At 72.0% G+C, this 23,569-nt stretch carries 22 protein-coding genes; 9 read left to right on the top strand and 13 right to left on the bottom strand.

From position 1 onward, the window contains the following. Window positions 1-609 precede the first annotated feature (609 nt). Window positions 610-1,611, top strand: a complete 1,002-nt coding sequence (gene trpS / locus ACWEK3_RS35710; protein WP_453251587.1) for a tryptophan--tRNA ligase — start codon at window positions 610-612, stop codon at window positions 1,609-1,611. 48 nt (window positions 1,612-1,659) lie between these two features. On the opposite strand, the gene proC is transcribed toward trpS, so the two are convergent. The 7 genes from proC to ACWEK3_RS35675 all read right to left on the bottom strand — a co-directional run bounded on the left by proC (window position 1,660) and on the right by ACWEK3_RS35675 (window position 6,275). After that, window positions 1,660-2,469 (bottom strand): pyrroline-5-carboxylate reductase, encoded by an 810-nt coding sequence (gene proC, locus ACWEK3_RS35705; protein WP_141359553.1) that lies wholly within the window; start codon window positions 2,467-2,469, stop codon window positions 1,660-1,662. A gap of 77 nt (window positions 2,470-2,546) precedes the next feature. Continuing rightward, the gene (locus ACWEK3_RS35700) at window positions 2,547-3,320 is read right to left on the bottom strand and encodes an ABC transporter permease (RefSeq protein ID WP_376543498.1); all 774 of its coding nucleotides are present in this window, start codon (window positions 3,318-3,320) and stop codon (window positions 2,547-2,549) included. After that, a complete protein-coding gene (locus ACWEK3_RS35695; protein ID WP_453251586.1) occupies window positions 3,317-4,114 on the bottom strand; it encodes an ABC transporter ATP-binding protein in 798 nt (265 codons plus the stop codon). Before ACWEK3_RS35695 ends, ACWEK3_RS35700 begins: the two co-directional genes overlap by 4 nt. 59 nt (window positions 4,115-4,173) lie before the next feature. Next, window positions 4,174-4,950: a class I SAM-dependent methyltransferase gene (locus tag ACWEK3_RS35690; protein WP_453251585.1), complete on the bottom strand. Its 777-nt coding sequence runs from the start codon at window positions 4,948-4,950 to the stop codon at window positions 4,174-4,176. Window positions 4,951-5,035: 85 nt separating this feature from the next. Then, a complete protein-coding gene (locus ACWEK3_RS35685) occupies window positions 5,036-5,539 on the bottom strand; it encodes an EamA/RhaT family transporter (protein WP_453251584.1) in 504 nt (167 codons plus the stop codon). A 43-nt stretch (window positions 5,540-5,582) separates the two neighbouring features. After that, window positions 5,583-5,927, bottom strand: a complete 345-nt coding sequence (locus ACWEK3_RS35680) for an SH3 domain-containing protein (protein ID WP_384096375.1) — start codon at window positions 5,925-5,927, stop codon at window positions 5,583-5,585. 21 nt (window positions 5,928-5,948) lie between these two features. Continuing rightward, entirely contained in the window at window positions 5,949-6,275 is a 327-nt protein-coding gene (locus tag ACWEK3_RS35675; RefSeq protein WP_450544100.1) for an SH3 domain-containing protein, read from the bottom strand. Window positions 6,276-6,455: 180 nt separating this feature from the next. Between ACWEK3_RS35675 and ACWEK3_RS35670 the strand changes: the two genes are divergently transcribed. Beyond that, entirely contained in the window at window positions 6,456-8,558 is a 2,103-nt protein-coding gene (locus tag ACWEK3_RS35670) for a protein kinase domain-containing protein (protein ID WP_450544101.1), read from the top strand. A 49-nt stretch (window positions 8,559-8,607) separates the two neighbouring features. Here the strand turns inward: ACWEK3_RS35670 and ilvD are convergent, their stop codons facing one another. The 4 genes from ilvD to ACWEK3_RS35650 form a co-directional block, all read right to left on the bottom strand. Further along, window positions 8,608-10,461, bottom strand: a complete 1,854-nt coding sequence (gene ilvD, locus ACWEK3_RS35665) for a dihydroxy-acid dehydratase (protein ID WP_450544103.1) — start codon at window positions 10,459-10,461, stop codon at window positions 8,608-8,610. Window positions 10,462-10,758: 297 nt separating this feature from the next. Beyond that, window positions 10,759-11,364, bottom strand: coding sequence for a TetR/AcrR family transcriptional regulator (locus ACWEK3_RS35660; protein WP_453251583.1), 606 nt, complete (start codon window positions 11,362-11,364; stop codon window positions 10,759-10,761). Further along, window positions 11,361-12,188 (bottom strand): sugar phosphate isomerase/epimerase family protein, encoded by an 828-nt coding sequence (locus tag ACWEK3_RS35655; protein ID WP_376406905.1) that lies wholly within the window; start codon window positions 12,186-12,188, stop codon window positions 11,361-11,363. Before ACWEK3_RS35655 ends, ACWEK3_RS35660 begins: the two co-directional genes overlap by 4 nt. Window positions 12,189-12,251: 63 nt before the next feature. Further along, entirely contained in the window at window positions 12,252-13,178 is a 927-nt protein-coding gene (locus ACWEK3_RS35650) for a Ppx/GppA phosphatase family protein (RefSeq protein ID WP_450544105.1), read from the bottom strand. 107 nt (window positions 13,179-13,285) lie between these two features. On the opposite strand from ACWEK3_RS35650, the gene ACWEK3_RS35645 reads away from it, so the two are divergent. After that, window positions 13,286-14,116, top strand: a complete 831-nt coding sequence (locus ACWEK3_RS35645; protein ID WP_453251582.1) for a hypothetical protein — start codon at window positions 13,286-13,288, stop codon at window positions 14,114-14,116. Between the two features lie 95 nt (window positions 14,117-14,211). Here ACWEK3_RS35645 and ACWEK3_RS35640 read toward each other — a convergent pair whose 3' ends face one another. Further along, entirely contained in the window at window positions 14,212-16,047 is a 1,836-nt protein-coding gene (locus ACWEK3_RS35640) for a BACON domain-containing protein (RefSeq protein ID WP_453251581.1), read from the bottom strand. A 245-nt stretch (window positions 16,048-16,292) separates the two neighbouring features. Here ACWEK3_RS35640 and radA point away from each other — a divergent pair, with 245 nt between their 5' ends. Continuing rightward, window positions 16,293-17,702 (top strand): DNA repair protein RadA, encoded by a 1,410-nt coding sequence (gene radA / locus ACWEK3_RS35635; RefSeq protein ID WP_141359565.1) that lies wholly within the window; start codon window positions 16,293-16,295, stop codon window positions 17,700-17,702. Window positions 17,703-17,784: 82 nt separating this feature from the next. Next, entirely contained in the window at window positions 17,785-18,909 is a 1,125-nt protein-coding gene (gene disA, locus ACWEK3_RS35630; protein ID WP_141359566.1) for a DNA integrity scanning diadenylate cyclase DisA, read from the top strand. Between the two features lie 114 nt (window positions 18,910-19,023). On the opposite strand, the gene ACWEK3_RS35625 is transcribed toward disA, so the two are convergent. Further along, on the bottom strand, window positions 19,024-19,881 hold the full coding sequence (locus ACWEK3_RS35625; RefSeq protein ID WP_450544111.1) for a hypothetical protein: 858 nt from the start codon (window positions 19,879-19,881) through the stop codon (window positions 19,024-19,026). A gap of 203 nt (window positions 19,882-20,084) precedes the next feature. Between ACWEK3_RS35625 and ACWEK3_RS35620 the strand changes: the two genes are divergently transcribed. The 4 genes from ACWEK3_RS35620 to cseB all read left to right on the top strand — a co-directional run bounded on the left by ACWEK3_RS35620 (window position 20,085) and on the right by cseB (window position 23,563). Beyond that, entirely contained in the window at window positions 20,085-21,071 is a 987-nt protein-coding gene (locus ACWEK3_RS35620) for an A/G-specific adenine glycosylase (protein WP_450544112.1), read from the top strand. A gap of 400 nt (window positions 21,072-21,471) precedes the next feature. Next, entirely contained in the window at window positions 21,472-22,011 is a 540-nt protein-coding gene (locus ACWEK3_RS35615; protein ID WP_100568556.1) for a SigE family RNA polymerase sigma factor, read from the top strand. Next, window positions 21,999-22,664, top strand: coding sequence for a hypothetical protein (locus ACWEK3_RS35610; RefSeq protein ID WP_450544114.1), 666 nt, complete (start codon window positions 21,999-22,001; stop codon window positions 22,662-22,664). The genes ACWEK3_RS35615 and ACWEK3_RS35610 overlap by 13 nt, the downstream gene beginning before the upstream one ends. Before the next feature lie 197 nt (window positions 22,665-22,861). After that, complete coding sequence (gene cseB, locus ACWEK3_RS35605) at window positions 22,862-23,563, top strand: two-component system response regulator CseB (protein WP_384435088.1); 702 nt, start codon at window positions 22,862-22,864, stop codon at window positions 23,561-23,563. Window positions 23,564-23,569: the final 6 nt, after the last annotated feature.

Here is a 23,569-nt window from a genome sequence, read left to right as displayed (position 1 = left end):
TTCCCTTCGGTGTTTCCGACTCTATCAGATCTTTTTCCGATCCGATTTCCTCGGTGCTTTCCAGGTTTCCGCTCTCGCGTTTCCCTTTCCGGCGGTTCCGACTCTATCAGATCCTTTTCTCGGCCTGACCCCCAGTCAGCGGGGTTTGTCTTCACAGCCGTTGGGCCGTTCCGACGAGTGAGACTTTAGCGGATTCCCTGCCCCCGTGCGAATCGGGGGCTGCGTCCTTTCGGGCGCGGATTCCTCATTCCATGAATACGCACACCGATGACACGACAACAGACAGACTGCACGACTGCCGTCGAGTAAAGGGTGGTACTCAGGAAAGGTTGTCCGGGGACCGACCGGAGTCGGCTCTCACGTCGGGCAACTCGGAGAACACTACGTATCCCTACGAGGTGTGTCAACTCACGGGCGGGCAGCGCCCCGGAGTCCTATCCTGGGGCCATGACTACGCGTACGTGCACCCATCTGTGGTGGGCCGCCTGACGGCGGCCGTACTCACGTATGCATCCAACGGCCGCCGCCTCGGCGGCCGTTCTCGTATCTCCCTCCAGGACTCCGGGGGCCGGCCGACCGGGGACGGCGGCCTCGACCAGGAGGTGGAGTGTGGAGAGGACTCGGGTCTTCAGCGGAGTCAAGCCGACCGGACACCTGACGCTGGGGAACTACCTGGGCGCCATGCGGCGGTGGGCCGAGGTGGACCAGCACCGGTCGGAGGCGCTGTTCTGCGTCGTCGACCTGCATGCGCTGACCGTGGACCACGACCCGGCGCGGGTGCGCAGACTCAGCCGGCAGGCGGCGACGCTGCTGCTGGCGGCGGGGCTCGATCCGGAGCTGTGCACCCTGTTCGTGCAGAGCCATGTGGACGAACACGCCCGGCTGTCGTACCTGCTGGAGTGCGTGGCCACGGACGGCGAGATGCGGCGGATGATCCAGTACAAGGAGAAGGCCGCGCGCGAGCAGCGGCGGGGCGGGAGCGTGCGGCTGTCGCTGCTGACGTATCCGGTGCTGATGGCGGCGGACATCCTGGCGTACGGAGCGGACGAGGTGCCGGTCGGTGACGACCAGACGCAGCACGTGGAGCTGACCCGTGATCTGGCGGTGCGGTTCAACCAGCGGTACGGGCACACGTTCGTGGTGCCGAAGGCGACGCCGCCGAAAGTGGCGGCGCGGGTGATGAACCTCCAGGACCCGGTGTCGAAGATGGGGAAGTCGGACGACTCCGGGCCGGGCATCGTCTATCTGCTCGACGAGCCGGAGGTCGTGGAGAAGAAGGTCATGCGGGCGGTGACCGACAGCGGGCGGGACGTCGTCTACGACCCGCAGGAGCGGCCCGGCCTGGCGAACCTGCTGGAGATCCTGGCCGCTTGCCAGGGCGGGAACCCGGAAGCCCTGGGCGGTGTATATGAGTCGTACGGCGCTTTGAAGAAGGACACCGCGGAGGCCGTGGTCGAGCTCCTCAGGCCGGTACAGGCAAGGCACAGGGAGCTGTGCGCGGATCCCGCGTATGTGGAAGGGGTGTTGCGCAGGGGCGCGGAGAAGGCCAGGGAGATGGCGCGGCCGAGAGTGGACGCGGCGTACCGGGCGATCGGGTTGCTGCCCGCCTGAGGGCAGGGGCGGCGGGGCGGGCGGCCCGCGTCGGCCGCCCGGTGCCGGTCAGTTGTTGCCGGAGGCCAGCTCGCGGCTGCGGTCGCGGGCGGCTTCCAGCGCGGCGATGAGCGCGGCGCGCACGCCGTGGTTCTCCAGTTCGCGGATGGCGTTGATCGTCGTGCCGGCCGGCGAGGTGACGTTCTCGCGGAGTTTCACGGGGGGCTCCCCGCTGTCGCGGAGCATCACCGCGGCACCGATCGCGGACTGGACGATCAGGTCGTGGGCCTTGTCCCGGGGCAGGCCGAGGAGGATGCCGGCGTCGGTCATGGCCTCGACCAGGTAGAAGAAGTAGGCCGGGCCCGAGCCGGAGAGGGCGGTGCAGGCGTCCTGCTGGGACTCGGGGACGCGGAGCGTCTTGCCCACGGCACCGAAGATCTCCTCGGCGTGGGCGAGGTGTTCGGCGGAGGCGTGGGTGCCGGCGGAGATGACGGACATGGCCTCGTCGACGAGGGCGGGGGTGTTCGTCATGACGCGGACGACCGGAGTGCCGGAGGCCAGGCGCTCCTCGAAGAAGGAGGTGGGGATGCCGGCGGCGCCGCTGATGACCAGGCGGTCGGCGGGGACGTGCGGGGCGAGTTCGTCGAGGAGGGTGCCCATGTCCTGGGGCTTGACGGTGAGGATCAGGGTGTCGGCGGTCTTCGCCGCTTCCGCGTTGGTGACCGGGGTGACTCCGTGGCGGGCGCGGAGTTCTTCGGCCCGTTCCGGGCGGCGGGCGGTGACCAGCAGGTCGGCGGGGGTCCAGCCGGCTCGGATCATTCCGCTGAGCAGGGCTTCGCCGATCTTTCCGGTGCCGAGAACTGCGACTTTCTGGCTCATGGTGCTCATCCTCGCACCGGTGGTCCGGAACGCGGGTGGACTGTCCGGCTGGCGGGACACCCTCCGGTGCCGTGGGGCTATGCGGTTCGCCGCCTGAGGGTGGCCGCTCCCAGGCCGAGGACGAGCAGGGCGCAGCCCGCCACGATCAGCGCGTCGCGTACGAACGTCGTCGTCACGTCGGTGTGGCGCAGGACCTCGTTCATGGCGTCGACCGCGTAGGACATCGGGAGGACGTCGGAGACGGCCTCCAGGGCGGGGTGCATGTCGGACCGCGGGGTGAACAGGCCGCAGAGGAGGAGCTGGGGGAAGATCACCGCCGGCATGAACTGGACCGCCTGGAACTCGGAGGCGGCGAAGGCGGAGACGAACAGGCCGAGGGCGGTGCCGAGCAGGGCGTCGAGGAGGGCGACCAGCAGGAGCAGCCAGGGCGAGCCGGTGACGTCCAGGCCGAGGAACCAGACGGCCAGTCCCGTGGCCAGCGCGGACTGGATGATCGCGAGGGCGCCGAAGGCGAGCGCGTAGCCGGCGATGAGGTCGCCCTTGCCGAGCGGCATGGCGAGGAGGCGTTCGAGGGTGCCGGAGGTGCGTTCGCGCAGGGTGGCGATCGAGGTCACCAGGAACATGGTGATCAGCGGGAAGATGCCGAGCAGCGAGGCGCCGATGTTGTCGAAGGTGCGCGGGCTGCCGTCGAAGACGTAGCGCAGCAGGAGCAGCATCAGGCAGGGGACCAGCAGCATCAGTGCGATGGTGCGCGGGTCGTGGCGGAGCTGGCGCAGTACCCGGGCCGCGGTGGCGGTGGTGCGGGCGGCGCTCAGGGCGCGGGGGGCGCGGGGTGCGGTGGTCGTGCTCATCGTGCTGTCTCCTTGGCGCGGCCTGCTGCGACCGCCTCGTCGACCAGGTGCAGGAAGGCCGCCTCGACGGTCTCGGTGCCGGTTCGGGCCCGGAGCGCTTCGGGGGTGTCGTCGGCGAGGATCCGGCCCTCGCGCATGAGGAGGAGGTGGTGGCAGCGCTCGGCCTCGTCCATGACGTGGGAGGAGACGAGGAGGGTGGCGCCTCGGGTGGCGGCGATGTCGTGGAAGAGGTTCCACAGGTCGCGGCGCAGCACGGGGTCGAGGCCGACGGTCGGTTCGTCGAGGACCAGCAGTTCGGGGGTGCCGAGGAGGGCGACCGCGAGGGAGACGCGGCTGCGCTGGCCGCCGGAGAGGTTGCCGGCGAGGGCGTCGGCGTGGCCGGTGAGGTCGACGTCGGCGATGGCGCGGCTGACGTTGTCCCGGCGGCGTTCGGCCGCCGCGCGGCCGGGGTCGAGGATCGCGGCGAAGTACTCGAGGTTCTGGCGGACGGTCAGGTCGTCGTAGACGGAGGGGGCTTGGGTGACGTAGCCGATGCGGTTGCGGAGGGTGGCGTGGCCGGCGTGCAGGCCGAGGATCTCCAGGGTGCCGTCGACCTTGGCCTGTGTGCCGGCGACGGCGCGCATGAGCGTGGACTTGCCGCAGCCGGAGGGGCCGAGGAGGCCGGTGATGCGGCCGCGCGGGACGGTGAAGCCGAGGTCCCGCAGGACGGTGCGGGGGCCTCGGACCACGGTGAGTGCTTCGGCTCGGACGGCATCCGTTTCGGGGCGGGGTGGCCCCGAAGAAATATTCATCATGCGATGATTAATGCGCGTGGAAGAGGGCGCCGTCAAGTGGGGTGAGGGGATGAGCAGCGTCAGGGTGTGGTGGCGACGAGGAGAAGGACGTCGTAGGTCTCCTTCACGAAGCCGTCCGGGAAAACCTCCAGCAGGTGGTCGCGCTCCTCGGCGAGGAAGGCGTCCCTGAGTTTCCCGGGGCAGACCAGGAGGCGTGAGTGGCTGCCGAGGTTGGCGAGGTGGGTGTCGAGCGGAACCCGGCGGCTCCAGCGGATCTCGCGACGGGTGAAGCGGAGTCGTTCGGGGTGGGTCCGGCCCGCGCGGACGGCGGCCGCCTCCCGCTCGGCGTAGCGGTCGATGCCGAAGAGGCGGCGGACGCGGTCGGTCTGCCGCGCGATCCACTCGATGCCGGCGGCGTCCCTGTTCCACCACAGCGCCAGGGCACCGCCCGGCCGCAGTACCCGCAGGGCCTCCGGCACGGCCCGGTCGGGGTCCATCCAGTGCCAGGACTGGGCGTAGGTGAGGAGGTCGGCGCAGGAGTCGGCGAGCGGGAGGGCGTTGCCGTCGCCCCGAACGATGGGGATGCCGGGGCGGGTGAGGCGGAAGTGGGCCGCCATGCCGTCGCCGGGCTCGACGGCCAGCACGTCGGCGCCGCGCTCGTGCAGCAGGGCGGTCGAGATGCCGGTCCCGGCGCCGATGTCCGCGACGCGGGCGCCGGCGAGGGGCCGGCCGGCGGGTTCCTCCAGCGCGTCGAAGAGGGCGGGCGGATAGGAGGGCCGGTTCGCCGCGTACTGGGCCGCGGCGGCGTTGAAGGAGCGGGCTCGGTCCGTGCGGGCGGGCGGCGGAGATGAGGTCATACGGCCATCGTGCGACCGCATGACCACCTCGTGGCAGGGGGTTCGGGCGGCGCGGACCGGTTCGCGGACCGTGCACCCCCTGCGGTCAGGAGCGGCGGCGCTTCCTGGAGGGGTCGCCCGAGCGGCGGGTGGCCCGGCGTTCGTACTGTTCGCGGGCCTGTTCGTACTCCTGGCGGTGCAGCTTCTCGCCGGGGGCCTCGACGAGCGAACGGAAGAAGTAGGCGAGGAGGGAGCCGATGAATCCAACGGCGAGCAGGCCGCGCAGGGAAGCCTGGCGGTCGGGGTCGGGACGCTTGCCGAAGCCGTCCCAGGCGTGGCGGAAGGCGAGCACGCTGCACACCGCGAACATCACCACGACCAGGAGTTCCACGAAGGCACCCGAGCCAGCGATCTGGAGTCCCTGGTAGGCGAAGCGGAGCACGAAGCAGGAGACGGCGGCCGCGGCGAGTGAGCCGACGGCGACGCCGATACGGCGGGCGGTGTAGCCGTTGTCGTGGTTCACCCACGTGGTGCCGAAGAAGCGCAGGGGCTCGGGGCGTGGCCCTGCGGAGCCCGCGGGGGTGGCCGGGGTGCCGTTGTCGTCGCTCACGGGTCGATTATGGCTCCGGGGTGCCCGCGGGCTCCGTCGGGGATCAGCCGCAGCGGACGGTCACGTAGCCGTCGCTGCCCGTCTTCACATAGGTGTCCGAGACGTACTGGCCGGTTCCTATGTTGTTCCAGATGTTCGATGTGCCGTAGTAGCCGGACACCGTCGTACCCGGCGTCTGGCAGTGGATCGGCACGGAGGCACCCACGGGCAGCGTGCGCACGATGCTGTAGCCGGTGCCAGGACCGCTGCGGACATTGAGCTCGACACCCGGCGCGACCGGGTAGTACGCCACGGCGGCGGTAGCGGTCGTGGATGCGCCCAGGACCATGAGGCAGGCTCCGGCGGCGACGCCCGCGACAAGGGCGGATCTGCGTCTCAGAAAACTCATCGTGTGCCACTCCAGTAATGATCAGCCGCAGCGAGAGGCGACGTAGCCGTCGCTGCCGGTGTACACGTACGCGTCGGAGACGTACTGGCCGTTGCCGATGTTGTCCCAGATGTTCGAGGTGCCGTAGTAGCCCGACACCGTCGTGCCCGGTGTCTGGCAGAAGATCGGAACCTGGGCACCCTCGGTCAGGGCCCGGACGATGCCGTATCCAGTGCCGGGACCGCTGCGGACATTGAGGCGGACGCCAGGCGCCACCGAGTAGTACCGCGCCGCCGCTGCCGTTGCCTGAGTCCCGACTGCCTGTTCCTCGTCTCCGCCCCTTGCTTCTTCGACGCGGTCAACAGACATGAAAACTCCCCCCGCTGAACCCCATGACTGCCATGGAGTCCCGTTGATTCCCTGGAATCAACCAACGAAACATCTGTGCGCGACTCGCACGCGAATGCTGGCAAGCTCCACCGATCCCGTTCGAGTCATCGACTAGGCTCCGAGCGTCGCGCGCGCAAACGAACAGCACGGGGGTGGTCCATGACGCCACAGCGCAATACCGGAGCGGGCGCGGAATCGGAACTTCCGGAGTACGCCGGGCAGTACCGCCTCGAGTCGTGCCTGGGCTCCGGCGGCATGGGCGTCGTGCACCTGGCCCGCAGCACTTCGGGGCTGCGGCTCGCGGTGAAGGTCGTCCACGCGCAGTACGCCTGGGACCCCGAGTTCAGAGGCCGGTTCCGGCAGGAGGTGGCGGCGGCCCGAAGAGTCAGCGGCGCCTTCACCGCGCCCGTCGTCGACGCCGATCCGGAGGCCGAACGGCCCTGGATGGCCACGCTGTTCATTCCAGGGCCCACGCTGTCCGAGCATGTGAAGCAGAACGGGCCCATGCCCCCCGCCAAGTTGCGCCGCCTGATGGCCGGGCTCGCCGAGGCTCTGCGCGACATCCACCGGGTGGGGGTCGTCCACCGGGACCTCAAGCCCAGCAACGTCCTACTCGCCGAGGACGGGCCGAAGGTCATCGACTTCGGCATCTCCCGCCCGAAGGACAGCGAACTGCGCACCGAGACGGGGAAGTTGATCGGCACGCCGCCCTTCATGGCGCCCGAGCAGTTCCGCCGGCCGCGGGAGGTCGGGCCGGCGGCCGACATCTTCGCTCTCGGGTCCGTGCTGGTGCACGCGGCCACCGGACGCGGGCCGTTCGATTCCGACAGCCCGTACATCGTGGCCTACCAGGTGGTGCACGACGAGCCCGACCTGACCGGCGTACCCGAGAACCTGGCGCCGCTCGTGCTGCGCTGTCTGGCCAAGGAGCCCGAGGACCGGCCCACGCCCGACGAGCTGATGCGGGAACTGCGCTCGGTCGCGGCCTCGTACGACACGCAGGCGTTCATACCGGAGCAGCGGACCAGTGATACGCCGGACACGCCGCCGCCCAGGCCAGGTATCAGGCAGGAGAAGGACGCGCCCGGGACGCATTCCCGCAAGCGGACGGCCCTGGTGGCCGGGGCATTCGGTCTGCTCATGGCCGGTGCCTTCGCCTCGATCGTGTTGCCCGCGCAGGACAACAGCTCCGCGCCTGTGAGCACCAGTTCGCAAACCCGTCCTGCCCAATTCGACGCGTGGGAGACGAAGCCAGTGCCCGCCGCGCCGTCGGCACCCCAGTGCACCTACGGAACAGGCGCGTTGTACTGCGCGCAGTCCGGCGTGGCCTTCGCCCTCGACCCTTCCGGCGGCGCTGTGCTCTGGCGGCGGTCCATCACCGGAGCAGGCAGGCTTGTGCCAGCCCTCTCGGGCGGTCTGGTGCATGTGGCTGCGGCGGACGGGCGGCACCTGGAGGCGCTCGCCCCCGCCTCGGGCCGGACGCACGCACGGCGCAAAGTTCCTGCGCAGGGCGGGTGGGCGTTCGTGGGCGACACGCTCCTGCTCACCCGTGCCGACGGGACTGTCACCGGTGTGGACAGCGCTTCCGGCGGCACGCGGTGGAGCAAGCGGATTCCGGGCTATTCTCTGCCGTCCGTCGCCACGTTCACCGGGGACCCGCTGGCCTACGCGACGAGCACGTCCGACGACGGGGCGAGCACGCGGATCAACGCTGTGGATCCCCGTACCGGCGCCGTCCGCTGGGAAGCAGAGCTGAAGGGCATGCTGAGTCCCGTAGGCGCCCAGGACGGGTTTGTCTTCTTGCTCGACCTCGACAGGACCAACGGGGATGCGAAGGCGGTCGTCCGGTACTCCCCCGGGTCCGGGGCGGTGCGTCGGGTGGCGCTGCCCGTCCCGCGCCTGGCCCCGCAGGCCGAGGTACGGGGAGGCGTCGTCCATCTGCTGGCGGCCGGGGGTGCGCTGGAAGCCGTCGACATGAAGGCGGGCAAGCGTCTGTGGCTTCTGGAAACGGCCGTGACCCGCGGTTCGGTGCCGGTCTCCGACGGTCGCCATGTGTACGTCCTCGCCGCGGACGGACGGCTGCTCGCCGTGGACGCCCGTACGGGCCGGCTCGTCGGGCAGACACGGCCACGGCTCGGCGCCGGTTCGGACAGGGTCGCGGACAATCTGGCCGCGCCTGTGCTCGCCGACGGCATCATCTACGCCGGCGCCCCCGACGGCACCGTCTTTGCCGTCGACGGAAGCGACCCGGCGGCCTGGTGACACGGGGCGGGGCCGCCCCCGAAGGAGCGGCCCCGCAGAGGTCGAAGGTTCAGCCCAGCTTCGACACGTCCCGCACGGCGCCCTTGTCGGCGCTGGTGGCCATCGCGGCGTACGCCCGCAGTGCCGCCGACACCTTCCGGTCGCGGTCCTTGGGGACGTACGCGCCGTCCAGGGCCTGCTCACGGCGGGACAGTTCCGCGTCGTCGACGAGCAGGTCGATGGAGCGGTTCGGGATGTCGATACGGATGCGGTCGCCGTCCTCGACGAGCGCGATCGTGCCGCCGGAGGCCGCCTCGGGCGAGGCGTGGCCGATGGACAGGCCCGAGGTGCCGCCGGAGAAGCGGCCGTCCGTGATCAGCGCGCAGCTCTTGCCCAGGCCGCGGCCCTTCAGGTACGAGGTCGGGTAGAGCATCTCCTGCATGCCGGGGCCGCCCTTGGGGCCCTCGTAGCGGATGACGACGACGTCGCCCTCCTTGATCTGCTGGGTGAGGATCTTCTGGACGGCCTCCTCCTGCGACTCGCAGACGACCGCCGGGCCCTCGAAGGTCCAGATCGACTCGTCGACGCCCGCGGTCTTCACCACGCAGCCGTCCACGGCCAGATTGCCCTTCAGCACCGCCAGGCCGCCGTCCTTGGAGTAGGCGTGCTCGGCGGAGCGGATGCAGCCGTCGGCGGCGTCGGTGTCCAGGGCCTCCCAGCGCTCGGACTGGGAGAAGGCCTCCGCGGAGCGCACACAGCCCGGGGCCGCGTGCCACAGCTCGACCGCCTCCGGGGACGGGGAGCCGCCACGCACGTCCCAGGTCTTGAGCCAGTCCGCCAGGGAGGGGCTGTGCACCGCGTGCACGTCCTCGTTCAGCAGACCCGCGCGGTGCAGCTCGCCGAGCAGGGCGGGGATACCGCCGGCGCGGTGCACGTCCTCCATGTAGTACGTGCGGTTCTTGGCGACGTTCGGGGCGACCTTCGCCAGGCACGGCACCCGGCGGGAGACCTGGTCGATCTCCTCCAGGCCGAAGGGGACTCCGGCCTCCTGGGCGGCGGCCAGCAGGTGCAGGATCGTGTTGGTCGAGCCGCCCATCGCGATGTCCAGGGCCATGGCGTTCTCGAAGGCCGCGAAGGTGGCGATGTTGCGGGGCAGGACCGTGTCGTCGTCCTGCTCGTAGTAACGGCGGGTGATGTCCATCACCGTGCGGGCCGCGTCCTCGTACAGCGCCTTGCGGGCCGTGTGGGTGGCGAGGACCGAACCGTTGCCGGGCAGGGACAGGCCGATCGCCTCGGTCAGGCAGTTCATCGAGTTGGCGGTGAACATGCCGGAACAGCTGCCGCAGGTCGGGCAGGCGTTCTCCTCGATGCGGAGGATGTCCTCGTCGGAGACCTTGTCGTTGACGGCGTCGGAGATCGCGTCGACCAGGTCGAGGGTGCGGACCGTGCCGTCGACCAGGGTGGCGCGGCCGGACTCCATCGGGCCGCCGGAGACGAAGACCGCCGGGATGTTCAGCCGCAGGGCGGCCATCAGCATGCCCGGGGTGATCTTGTCGCAGTTGGAGATGCAGATCAGGGCGTCGGCGCAGTGCGCCTCGACCATGTACTCGACGCTGTCCGCGATCAGGTCGCGCGAGGGCAGCGAGTACAGCATGCCGCCGTGGCCCATCGCGATGCCGTCGTCGACCGCGATGGTGTTGAACTCGCGCGGGATGCCGCCCGCCTCCCGGACCGCGTCGCTGACGATGCGGCCGACCGGCTGGAGGTGGGTGTGACCGGGCACGAACTCCGTGAAGCTGTTGGCGATCGCGATGATCGGCTTCCGGCCGATGTCCGCACCGGGTACACCGGAGGCGCGCATAAGGGCGCGGGCGCCCGCCATGTTGCGGCCGTGGGTGACTGTGCGGGACCTCAGCTCGGGCATCGTCGCTCGCTCCTTCGGGAAGTTCTGCCGGGCAGCAGGGAGTCGCCGGCAGAGTTCTGGCTCAGTCGAGCCTACGCCGGTCATCCAGGGGTCGGGACGCGCTGTCCGGAATACGGGACGCGTGTCTCGGGGCGATAGGGCTGCATGAGATGCGCGGATCGGGCGGCGCGACTACGTGTCCCGGGACGACGGTGGCGCGCACATCGGGCGGCGCGACTACGTGTCCCGGGGGCGGGTGCGTCGGGCGGCGGGGCTACGTGTCTCTGCGCGGCGGGACGCTCGGAGGCCGTCCCGGCGTCACGTCCCCGTGAGGTGCCGCTGCACCACGGGCGCCACCCGCGCGATGATCTGCTCCACGTCCGCCGACGCCAGCGGCTCCGCCTTGATCACGTATCGCAGGATCGCGCACCCCACGAGCTGCGCGGCCGCCAGCTCGGCGCGCAGCTCCGCGTCGGGCACGTCGAACCGGCCGGCGATGCGCCGCAGCAGTTGCGAGACGATCAGTCGGCGGAAGACGGCGGCCGCGGTGTCATTGGTCAGCGCGGAGCGGACGATCGCCAGCAGAGGCGTACGGGTGGCCGGTCTCTCCCAGATGCCGAAGAAGAACCGGGCGAACCGCTCCCCGACGCCGTCGAGCGGGCCGTCGACGAGCGCCTCCGGCGCGCTCAGCGCGGGCGCGAGGACGACCTCGATCGCCGCCTCGAACACCTGCTCCTTGGTGCCGAAGTAGTGGTGGACCAGGGCGGAGTCGACTCCGGCGGTCTTGGCGATACCGCGTACCGAGGTCTTCTCGTAGCCGCGCTCGGAGAACTCCTCGCGGGCCGCGGTCAGGATGCGGTCGCGGGTGTCGGCGGCCTCCTCGCGGCGGGGGCGGCCGCGGCGGCGGGCGGTGGCGCCGGTCATCGCCCGGACACCTTCACCGCGGAGGCCAGGTGCAGCCGGGTGAAGGCCAGGGCCTCGGCGAGGTCGGCCTCGCGCTCGGCGCTGGACATGGCCCGGCGGGTGTTGACCTCGATGACGACATGGCCGTCGAAACCGCTGGTGGCGAGACGTTCCAGCAGCTCGGCGCAGGGCTGGGAGCCACGGCCGGGCACCAGGTGCTCGTCCTTCGCCGAGCCCCTGCCGTCGGCGAGGTGCACATGGCCGAGCCGGTCGCCCATGCGGTCGACCATCTGGAGCGCGTCGGCGCGGGCCGTCGCGGCATGGCTGAGATCGATCGTGAAGTGGCGGTAGTCGTCCTTCGTGACGTCCCAGCCGGGGGCGTAGGCGAGCATCTCGCGGTCGCGGTAGCGCCAGGGGTACATGTTCTCCACCGCGAAGCGCACATCCGTCTCGTTCGCCATCCGCCAGACACCGGCGACGAAGTCACGGGCGTACTGGCGCTGCCAGCGGAAGGGCGGGTGGACCACGACCGTGCTCGCTCCGAGCTTCTCCGCGGCCGCTCGGGCGCGCTGGAGCTTGGTCCAGGGGTCGGTGGACCACACCCGCTGCGTGATCAGCAGACAGGGGGCGTGCACGGCGAGGATCGGTATCCGGTGGTAGTCGCTGAGTCTGCGCAGCGCCTCGATGTCCTGGCTGACCGGGTCGGTCCACACCATGACCTCGACGCCGTCGTATCCGAGGCGTGCGGCGATCTCGAAGGCCGTCGCCGTCGACTCCGGGTAGACGGAGGCCGTCGAAAGCGCGACCTTCGCATCCGGAATGCGTACGGGTTCGGGTTCCACCACGAGGGACAGGTTACGGGGTGCGGTGGGTGGAGGCGGGGCCCGCGGCCGCCGTTGTGGCCTTCGTCATCCCATGTGGTCGAGACGCCGCAGGATCACGCCTTCCCTGAGGGCCCACGGGCATATCTCCAGGCGTTCCACGCCGAAGAGGTCCATGGCGCCCTCGGCGACCAGGGCGCCCGCCAGGAGCTGTCCGGCCCGGCCGTCGGAGACACCGGGGAGTTCGGAGCGCTCGTCGGCCGTCATGCCGGACAGCCGCGGCACCCACGACTCCAGGGACTCGCGCTTCAGCTCGCGCTGGACGTAGAGCCCCTCGGTGGAGCGGGGGGCGCCGGCCAGCCGTGCGAGCTGCTTGAAGGTCTTCGAGGTGGCGACGACGTGGTCGGGGGCGCCGAAGCGGCTGAACTCGCCGACCGTCCGCGCGATCTCGGTGCGCACATGGCGGCGCAGCGCCCTGACGTCGTCCGCGGTGGGCGGGTCGCCGGGCAGCCAGCCGGCGGTGAGCCGGCCCGCGCCGAGCGGCAGCGACACGGCCGCGTCGGGCTCCTCGTCGATGCCGTAGCCGATCTCCAGGGAGCCGCCGCCGATGTCCAGGACCAGCAGTTTCCCGGCCGACCAGCCGAACCAGCGGCGGGCGGCGAGGAAGGTGAGGCGGGCCTCCTCCGCACCGCTGAGCACCTGGAGCCTGACCCCGGTCTCCTCCTGCACGCGCGCGAGGACGTCGTCGGCGTTGTCCGCCTCGCGCACGGCGGAGGTGGCGAACGGCAGCAGGTCCTCGACGCCCTTGTCCTCGGCGGCCTGGAGTGCTTCGCGGACCACGGCGACGAGTCTGTCGACGCCGTCGGAGCCGATCGCGCCGCTCGCGTCGAGGAGCTGTGCGAGACGCAGTTCGGCCTTGTGCGAGTGCGCGGGCAGCGGGCGCGCGCCGGGGTGCGCGTCGACCACCAGCAGATGCACCGTGTTCGAGCCCACGTCGAGGACACCGAGTCTCATGTACGAAACGCTACTGCCACCTGGCACGTCGTCCGTCCCCGGTGCCCTGTGCGAGGCACTGGTCGGGAGGGTCCCGGCACGGCTGCCCGGCGACTTACCCTGGACGGGTGCCAAAGACGAAAAAGGCGAAGACCGATAAATCGGCGAACCCGGCGAAAGCAGTGAGGCCGAAGAAGCGGGGCGCGGAATCCGACGAGAAGGGGCTCGACTTCGCGCGCGCGTGGGTGGAGTTCCCGGATCCGGCGGACGACGAGCAGGTCTTCCGCTGTGATCTGACATGGCTGACCTCTCGTTGGACCTGCATCTTCGGAAGCGGTTGCCAGGGCATCCAGGCGGGCCGCGCGGACGACGGGTGCTGCACCCTGGGCGCCCACTTCTCCGACGAGGACGACGAGAAGCGGGTCGCCGAGCACGTGGCGAGGCTCACACCGGACATCTGGCAGAACCACGCCGAGGGCGTGGAGAACGGCTGGGTGTCCGAGGACGAAGAGGGCTCCCGGCAGACGCGCCCCTTCCAGGGCTCGTGCATCTTCCAGAACCGGCCCGGCTTCGCCGGCGGCATGGGCTGCTCGCTGCACATCCTGGCCCTGAAAGAGGGCCGCGAGCCGCTGGAGACGAAGCCGGACGTGTGCTGGCAGCTGCCGATCCGGCGGACCTTCGAGTGGATCGACCGGCCCGACGACACACGCGTGTTGCAGGTGTCGATCGGGGAGTACGACCGCAGGGGCTGGGGTCCGGGCGGCCACGACCTGCACTGGTGGTGCACCTCGGCGACGTCGGCGCACGGCGCGGGCGATCCGGTGTACGTCTCCTACCGGGCCGAGCTGACCGAGCTGATGGGCAAGGCCGGCTACGACCGCCTGGTCGAGCTGTGCGAGGAGCGTCTGGCCTCCGGGCTGCCGCTGGTAGCGCCGCATCCGGCGGATCCGGCCGCCTGACGGGCCGTCGGCCGCCGCATCGGTGGCTCGCCGGAAGGCTCCGCAGGTGTCCGGGCCCGATCGCCGGCGGCGGACGCGCCGGCGGTCGCGGCCCGCTACCGGCGGCCGCCCACGGAGGCCGGAGCCGGGCATCCGCGGTCGCGCTTGGCGTGCCGGCCCGAGCCGTCGCACGCCCTGCCCTCACGCCGTCCTCCCGGCCGGCCCTCGGACGCATTGGGCGTGTCGCCGCCCGCGGACGGCGGGGGCGGGCTGTCCGGGTCGGTCGGCGACGGCTCGGTGGGCGTGGGAGTGGGCGTGGGCGTGGGCGTGGGGTCGGTCGTCGGCGGCGGGTCGGTCGGGGTGGGTGTGGGCTCGGAGGGCGCCGGAGTGGTCGGCGTGGGGCGCGGACCGGACGTCGCGGGCGGGTCGGCCGGGTGCTTGGGCCCGGCTCCGGAGGGGCTGGGTGCGGTGCCGTAGCCATCGATGGAGACGACGGCGCCTGCGGGCGCGATCGCCACGCGTGCGCTCCAGCGGCCGGAGGGCTCGCGCAAGTGGTCGACGTACACCTTGATCGTCAATGACTCGCCGGGCTGGAGGGTTCCCGACGAGCGGCTCGAATAGAGCCAGGCCGCTCCGGTGGACGCGGACCAGTGGACCGGGCCGGGTCCGGCGGCGGTGAGCGTGATCAGGGTGGTGTCACCGGTGTTGTCGGCACTCACCGTCAGGCGGCCGTCCCTGTGACCGGTGCCCGTGACACTGATGACCTCAACGGAGACGTCCGGCCGGCCGCTCGTGCCGAAGCGGGTGTCGGGCCCGGGCCCCGCGTTGCCGGTGTTCTCGTAGCCCCTGCCGGCCCCCTCACCGCCCAGGACGCCGGGGCCGCGCTCCTCGTGCGCGCTGGCGGCCGGACCGTCGGGACCCTCGCCGGCCGGACCGCCGCGGTAGGCGGCCCACAGGGCCAGCACCGGCGCGGCCACCACCGTGGCCACCACCGTGGTCGTGACGGCACGCGCGCGGAGCCTGTCCCTGCGGGCGGCGCGGTCCTTGGGGTCCATCGGGAAGCCGCGCCGGTCGAAGCGGGGAGCGGTGCTCCGCGCGCGCGGGTGGTGGGCCAGGGCCTTGTGCAGGGCCGCGCGGGGCACGGGCAGCACGGGCAGTTCGGCGGGGGTGACGGTGGCGCCGGGCCACTGACCGGGCAGGGCGCGCTCGGCGGTGCGGCGGCAGCGCGGGCAGTCGTCGACGTGCCGGACGAGTTCGCGCCGCAGTGCCGTGCCGAGTACGAGCCGGCTGTCCCCGGTGAGGCGGGACACGCTCGGGCAGGTGCCGGTCTCCACCACGGCGAGCGCCGCGCGGGTGCGCTCCACCTCGCAGGCGGCCGAGGCGAGCAGTTCCCGCGCGGCGGCGAGGTCCATGCCGAGGACGGCGGCGACCTCGTGTGCGGCGAGGTGGTGGCGTACGGCGAGTTCGAGCGCCTCGCGCTGCTCCGGGGTGGTGCCGGCGGCCTCCGGCCAGGCGAGCTGGGCGAGTTCGCGACGCCGCTCCCGCTGGACCTCGTCGGGGACGGGCGGCGGCACGGCCCGCGCGGCCGCGTGCCGGTCGGCGCCGGTGCGGCCCGCGGCGTACGTGCCCTGACGTTTCTGCTTGGCCTCGGCCAGCTTGCGCAGGCACGCCCAGCGGGCCAGCGCGTACAACCAGGCCCGGCGCTCGCCCGCGGTCCCGGGTCCGCGCTGCCCGCGCCGCTCGGCGAAGGCCAGCGCGTCCCCGAGGGCGGCGGTCGCCGCCTCGTGGTCGCACAGCACGGACAGGCAGTAGGTGAACAGGCCGTCGAGATAAGGCTCGTAGCGCGCGGGCGGGCGGCGCGCCACGGCGTGCGCGGCAGCGCGGTCGCGCGCCTCGCGGCGCGCCCGGTGCGCACTGGTCGTGCGGGTCGAGGTGTCCGGACTGCTGCTCATCACCTGTGCGACCGTAGGCGGCCCGGGTTCGTCCCTCTGTGCACCTTGAGCACTTTTAATCCATACGGGTGAAACGATCCCTCATAAGGGGAACGGAACCTCGGGTTCCATGACCCGTTCGAGTGCGCCCGCCCGGCGACGGCCGGGCGCGGGTCCTGCACGGGGTCCGGCACACGGCCGGACGCGGGGTCCGCACCGGGCCACCGGCGGCCGGGCTGTCAGTGCCGGCGGTTACGGTTTTCTCCATGGCTGCCCGTACCAAGACCACCAAGGACCGCCCGTCCTACCGCTGCACGGAGTGCGGCTGGCAGACGGCCAAGTGGCTCGGCCGCTGCCCCGAGTGCCAGGCCTGGGGCACGGTCGAGGAGTACGGCGCGCCCGCGGTCCGTACGACGACGCCGGGCCGGGTCACCACCTCCGCCGTGCCCATCGGCCAGGTCGACGGCCGCCAGGCCACCGCCCGCTCCACCGGCGTGCCCGAACTCGACCGGGTCCTGGGCGGCGGGCTGGTCCCCGGTGCCGTCGTCCTCCTGGCGGGCGAGCCCGGCGTCGGCAAGTCCACGCTGCTGCTGGACGTGGCCGCCAAGTCCGCCAGCGACGAGCACCGCACGCTCTACGTCACGGGCGAGGAGTCCGCGAGCCAGGTCCGCCTGCGCGCCGACCGCATCGGCGCCATCGACGACCACCTGTATCTGGCCGCCGAGACCGATCTGGCCGCCGTCCTCGGCCACTTGGACGCGGTCAAGCCCTCCCTGCTGATCCTGGACTCGGTGCAGACGGTCGCCTCGCCCGAGATCGACGGCGCGCCCGGCGGCATGGCGCAGGTCCGTGAGGTCGCGGGCGCGCTGATCCGCGCCTCCAAGGAACGCGGCATGTCCACGCTCCTGGTGGGCCACGTCACCAAGGACGGCGCCATCGCGGGCCCGCGCCTGCTGGAGCACCTGGTCGACGTGGTGCTGCACTTCGAGGGCGACCGGCACGCGCGCCTGCGCCTGGTCCGCGGCGTCAAGAACCGCTACGGCGCGACGGACGAGGTCGGCTGCTTCGAACTGCACGACGAAGGCATCACGGGCCTGGCCGACCCGAGCGGCCTGTTCCTGACCCGCCGGGCGGAGCCCGTCCCCGGCACCTGCCTGACCGTCACCCTGGAGGGCCGCCGCCCCCTGGTCGCGGAAGTGCAGGCGCTCACCGTCGACTCCCAGATCCCCTCCCCGCGCCGTACGACGTCGGGCCTGGAGACCTCCCGGGTCTCGATGATGCTGGCCGTGCTGGAGCAGCGGGGCCGGATCAGCGCGCTGGGCAAGCGGGACATCTACTCGGCGACGGTCGGCGGGGTGAAGCTCTCCGAGCCGGCCGCCGACCTCGCGGTCGCCCTCGCGCTGGCCTCGGCGGCGAGCGACACCCCGCTGCCGAAGAACCTGGTCGCGATCGGCGAGGTGGGTCTGGCGGGCGAGGTAAGACGTGTCACCGGCGTGCAGCGCCGGCTCGCCGAGGCCCACCGCCTGGGCTTCACGCACGCCCTTGTGCCGGGCGACCCGGGCAAGGTCCCGGCGGGGATGAAGGTCCTGGAAGTGGCCGACATAGGCGACGCGCTGCGGGTCCTGCCCCGCTCGCGTCGCCGGGACGCCCCACGGGAGCAGGAGGAGCGCCGGTAGACTTTGCCCTGGTCTCGCCCGTCCGTACGAACCGAGTGTGCGAAACGGCAGCGCCTGAAGAACCTGCGACCGGAGGAGTGCAGTGGCAGCCAACGACCGGGCAGCAGCTCCCGGAAAGTCCGGCGGGAGTTCCGGCGCCGATGGCCTGATGCGCGCCTCCCTGAGCGCCGTGGCACCTGGCACGGCCCTGCGGGACGGCCTCGAACGGGTGCTTCGCGGCAATACCGGCGGGCTCATCGTGCTCGGCGCCGACAAGACCGTGGAGTCGATGTGCACGGGCGGTTTCGTCCTGGACGTCGAGTTCACGGCGACCCGGTTGCGGGAGCTGTGCAAGCTGGACGGCGGCATCGTGATCTCGTCCGACCTGTCGAAGATCCTGCGCGCGGGCGTGCAGCTGGTCCCGGACCCGACGATCCCGACCGAGGAGACCGGCACCCGGCACCGTACGGCGGACCGGGTGAGCAAGCAGGTCGGCTTCCCCGTGGTCTCGGTCTCGCAGTCCATGCGGCTGATCGCCCTCTACGTCGACGGCCAGCGCCGCGTCCTGGAGGACTCCGCGGCGATCCTCTCCCGCGCCAACCAGGCCCTGGCGACCCTGGAGCGCTACAAGCTCCGCCTGGACGAGGTGGCGGGCACGCTGTCGGCGCTGGAGATCGAGGACCTGGTGACGGTCCGGGACGTCTCGGCGGTCGCGCAGCGCCTGGAGATGGTGCGCCGTATCGCCACCGAGATCGCCGAGTACGTGGTGGAGCTGGGCACCGACGGCCGCCTCCTGGCCCTCCAGCTCGACGAGTTGATCGCGGGCGTGGAGCCGGAGCGCGAACTGGTGGTGCGGGACTACGTCCCCGAGCCCACCGCCAAGCGCTCCCGCACGGTCGAGGAGGCCCTGGCCGAGCTGGACAAGCTCTCCCACGCCGAGCTGCTCGAACTGTCCACCGTCGCCCGCGCCCTGGGCTACACCGGCTCCCCGGAGACCCTCGACTCCGCGGTCTCCCCGCGGGGCTTCCGCCTGCTGGCCAAGGTGCCCCGGCTGCCCGGCGCCATCATCGACCGCCTGGTCGAGCACTTCGGCGGCCTGCAGAAGCTGCTCGCCGCGAGCGTCGACGACCTCCAGACGGTGGACGGTGTGGGCGAGGCGCGGGCGCGGAGCGTCCGCGAGGGCCTGTCGCGGCTGGCGGAGTCGTCGATCCTGGAGCGCTACGTCTGACCGGCGCCGGCCGCGGCCGACCCGCCTCAGGCCTCTTCGGCGGCCGTTGGCCCTTCTGGCCCTCTTCGGTCACCCTCAGGCCGGGCACCCCCAGCCCGGTCGGCCTCGGTCCGCTCAGTCCTCCGACAGTACGAACGACGTCCGCTGCTTCGCGTACCCCGGCGCCTTCGCCTCGACCAGGTAGGTGCCCGCCCCGGCCGACCCGGCGGGAGGCGTCGCGCACTGCGGGGCGCTCGGCTTGCGGTCCCAGCGGACGGTGTAGGTGATCTCGCTGCCCGCCGGCACCCGGTACAGCCGGCTCCCGGCCGCCGTGGGGCAGTCGGCCGAGGACCAGTAGGTGGAGCTGCTCTCGGCCTGGCTGATCGTCACCACCGCGGACTTCGGACCGAGATCGACCTTGCAGTCGCTGCCGGAGGAGTTCGCGGCGGTCAGCTCGAACACCGGCGTCTGGCCGGGCCCGTAGGAGTTGTGCACACTGCGCAGCGTCAACTTGACCGCGTTCGCGGTGCAGTTGGGCAGCGTGCTGCCGGCCGGCAGCACCGCACCCGGACCGCCGCCACCCTTGGCGCCGTCGTCCCCGCCGCCGGCGGACCCGCCGCCGCTCGACCCGCCGGAACCGGTGCCGTCTCCGCTCCCGCCCCCGCCGGCGCTGTCGGAACCGGCGGTGTCACCGGTGCCGCCGGTCCCGGACCCCGAACCATCGGAGTCACCGCCGCCGGACTCGTCCCGGCCGCCGGGGTGTTGGCTGATCGCGGGACCGGAGTCGGAGGGTCCCGGCATGATGGTCGAGGTCGAGGGCGCCGGATGCTTGCCGTCCGGCCCCTCGCCGTTGGTCTTGCGGCCCCCGCCCCCCAAGGGGACGATCCAGGCGATCAGCAGCGCCAGCAGGGCGACCGCGGACAGCATGGCGAGCCGCCGTCGCCAGTAGATGGAGGCGGGAAGCGGACCGACCGGATTGCGCAGAGACCCCACGGCCCAAACTCTACGAGAGATCGTCGGCTTCCCCGGGCCCCACCCGCCGGGTGACGACATCTTTTCCGGATCATCATCACGGCAACGCCCATATTTGCAGGCCTATTTGACCTCGCCGTGATCGCCCGGGCACGGTTCGTGACGACACCGGCACACGCCGGATCACACGGCCGTCCACCCCCACGTGGCAGGATCGGAAGGCCATGACTGCGCCCACACTGCCCCCGCACAGCAGCCCCGACACCCCGGCCAACGCCACCGGTGCCCGTCCGGGCGCCGGCACGCCCGCCGACGCCCAGGCCTCCGGCACCTCCCTCGGCCCGACTCTGCACACCCAGGTCATCACCTGGTTCGACGACCACGCCCGCGACCTGCCCTGGCGACGCCCCGATGCCGGCGCCTGGGGCGTGATGGTCAGCGAGTTCATGCTCCAGCAGACACCGGTGAGCCGCGTGCTGCCCGTCTACGAGCAATGGCTCGACCGCTGGCCCCGGCCCGCCGACCTCGCCAAGGAGGCGCCGGGCGAGGCCGTCCGCGCCTGGGGCCGGCTCGGCTACCCGCGCCGCGCCCTGCGCCTGCACGGCGCCGCGGTCGCCATAACGGAACGGCACGGCGGCGACGTGCCGACCGAGCACGCGCAACTGCTCGCCCTGCCGGGTATCGGCGAGTACACGGCCGCGGCGGTCGCGTCCTTCGCCTACGGGCAGCGGCACGCCGTCCTGGACACCAACGTCCGCCGGGTGCTGGCCCGCGCGGTCACCGGTGTGCAGTATCCGCCGAACGCCACCACCGCCGCCGAGCGGCGTCTGGCGCGCGCCCTGCTGCCCGAGGACGAGGGGACCGCGGCCCGCTGGGCGGCCGCCTCCATGGAGCTCGGCGCACTGGTGTGCACGGCGAAGAACGAGTCGTGCCCGCGCTGCCCGATCGCCGCGCACTGCGCCTGGCGGCTCGCGGGCAAGCCGGCGCACGACGGGCCGCCGCGCCGCGGGCAGACGTACGCCGGCACGGACCGGCAGGTCCGCGGCAAGCTGCTCGCCGTGCTCCGCGACGCGCACGCGCCCGTCCCGCAGCCGGTGCTCGACCGGGTCTGGCACGAGCCGGTCCAGCGGGCACGGGCCCTGGACGGTCTCGTCGCGGACGGCCTGGTGGAGCCGCTGCCGGGCGGGCTGTACCGGCTTCCGCTGACCTGAGTCGACCTGATTCCTCGTCACCCGATCCCTGACCTCCGGCACCTGACACCCGACACCCGACCCCGGATACCTGATCCACAGTCACCTCACAGGCCCGCCACACCTCCAGGCCGCATCGCGGCTGTTCGTGTCACACACTCGTACGTCATCCGACCCCCCAAATCACCCTCAAAGTGGATGAATCGGGACACCGCTTTACCCCGTTCCTACTTCCGTTACACAACCGACGCACAGCCGAGGGCTGGCCGCAGGCTGCTTCGGACAGCGCCGTGACAACGCCTCCGTACCTTCAATTGCGTGCCTGACAGGCACCGGACGGCTGCCGACCACAGCCCGTCCGCTCACGGCTCGGAGACCGGCGGCAGGCGGGTCCGGAAGCGGGGATCGGAGGCGGTCGTACATGGCGCAGGGAGAGGTGCTCGAGTTCGAGGAGTACGTGCGTACCCGGCAGGACGCGCTGCTGCGCAGTGCGCGCCGGCTGGTCCCGGACCCGGTCGAAGCCCAGGACCTGCTCCAGACGGCACTCGCGCGGACCTACGGACGCTGGGAGGGCATCGCCGACAAGCGGCTCGCGGACGCCTATCTGCGCCGCGTGATGATCAACACGCGTACCGAGTGGTGGCGGGCCCGGAAGCTGGAGGAGGTCCCCACCGAGCAGCTCCCGGACGCCCGCGTCGAGGACTCCACCGAGCAGCACGCCGACCGCGCGCTCCTCATGGACATCCTGAAGGTGCTCGCTCCCAAACAGCGCAGTGTCGTGGTGCTGCGACACTGGGAGCAGATGTCCACGGAGGAGACGGCCGCCGCCCTCGGCATGTCGGCGGGTACGGTCAAGAGCACGCTGCACCGGGCGCTCGCCCGGCTCCGCGAGGAGCTGGAGGCGCGAGATCTGGACGCACGCGCGCTGGAGCGTGAGGAGCGGGAGCGTTGCGCGGCCTGACCGGCAGGGGTACAGGCTCGGGGCCCGGACGGGCCCGGGACACCTTCCAGGCGGCGATCACGGCGGCGGCCGTGCTCGCCGCCCTCGCCCTTTCCGCGTCCGCCTGCGGCACCGGGGGGACCGGGGCGCGCGACGAGGGACCGGCCCGTGCCGGCTCGGTGGCGGGCAGCGTCCCGGCCCCCTCCCCCGACCCCACCGGCCGGGCCCAGCAGGTGGACGCGGTCCGGCTGATCAAGGACGACCCGCAGGTCTCGGCCGCGGTCAAGCGCGGCCTCAAGCCGTGTGTGGCCGACGACTACCCCGTCGACGTGTCGTACGGCGACCTGACCTCGGGATCGGCCGAGGACATCGTCGTCAACGTACTGACCTGCGGAGACGCGGTGGGCGTGGGCGCCTATGTGTACCGCGAGCAGGGGGGCCGGTACGAGAACGTCTTCAAGGCCGAGGAGCCCCCGGTCTACGCCGAGATCGACCGCGGCGACCTCGTGGTGACCAAGCAGGTGTACGCGCGGGGGGACCCGGTGTCGAGTCCGTCCGGCGAGGACGTGATCACGTACCGCTGGTCGACGGGCCGGTTCACCAAGGAGTTCAGCACGCGCAACGAGTACAGCAAGACCGTCGGGGGCGCCGCGACGCCGGTCCCGGGCCACTGACGGCAGCGTGGGGGAGTTCAGGCGGCGGCCGCGCGACAATGGCGAGGGCGTGAGACGACCGGGGCCGCCGGTCCGGTCTCACGGTGAACCGGTCACGGATGAACGCGTCCGGCCGCGGACATGCCCGCACGGTGGGCCAGGAGCGCACGACGACCAGAGCGCACGACGAGAAGCACACGAGGACTGAGAGCACCCGGATGGCAGAACAGACCCACGTCCTGTTCGTCGAGGACGACGACGTCATCCGCGAGGCCACACAGCTCGCCCTGGAGCGGGTCGGCTTCGCGGTCACGGCGATGCCCGACGGGCTGTCCGGCCTGGAGGCGTTCCGGGCCAGGCGGCCCGACATCGCGCTGCTGGACGTCATGGTCCCCGGCCTCGACGGGGTCAGCCTGTGCCGCCGCATCCGCGACGAGTCGACCGTTCCGGTGATCATGCTCTCCGCGCGGGCGGACTCCATCGACGTGGTGCTGGGACTCGAGGCGGGCGCCGACGACTACGTGACCAAGCCGTTCGACGGCGCCGTCCTGGTCGCCCGCATCCGCGCGGTGCTGCGCCGCTTCGGGCACGCCGGCGGCGTCCGGGCCGACGTGGACGCGGCCGCCGTGGACGGCGGGGTGCTGAGCTTCGGCGACCTGGAGATCGACACCGAGGGGATGGAGGTGCGCCGCGCCGGGCAGCCGGTGGCGCTCACGCCCACGGAGATGCGGCTGCTGCTCGAGTTCTCCTCGGCTCCGGGCACGGTGCTCTCCCGGGACAAGCTCCTGGAGCGGGTGTGGGACTACGGCTGGGGTGGCGACACCCGCGTGGTCGACGTCCATGTGCAGCGGCTGCGTACGAAGATCGGCCAGGACCGCATCGAGACGGTGCGCGGCTTCGGCTACAAGCTGAAGGCCTGAGCGGGG

Source organism: Streptomyces sp. NPDC004721 (assembly GCF_053601495.1).
The sequence above is the reverse complement of the archived record's forward strand: the minus strand, read 5'-3'. Positions and strand labels throughout refer to the sequence as shown.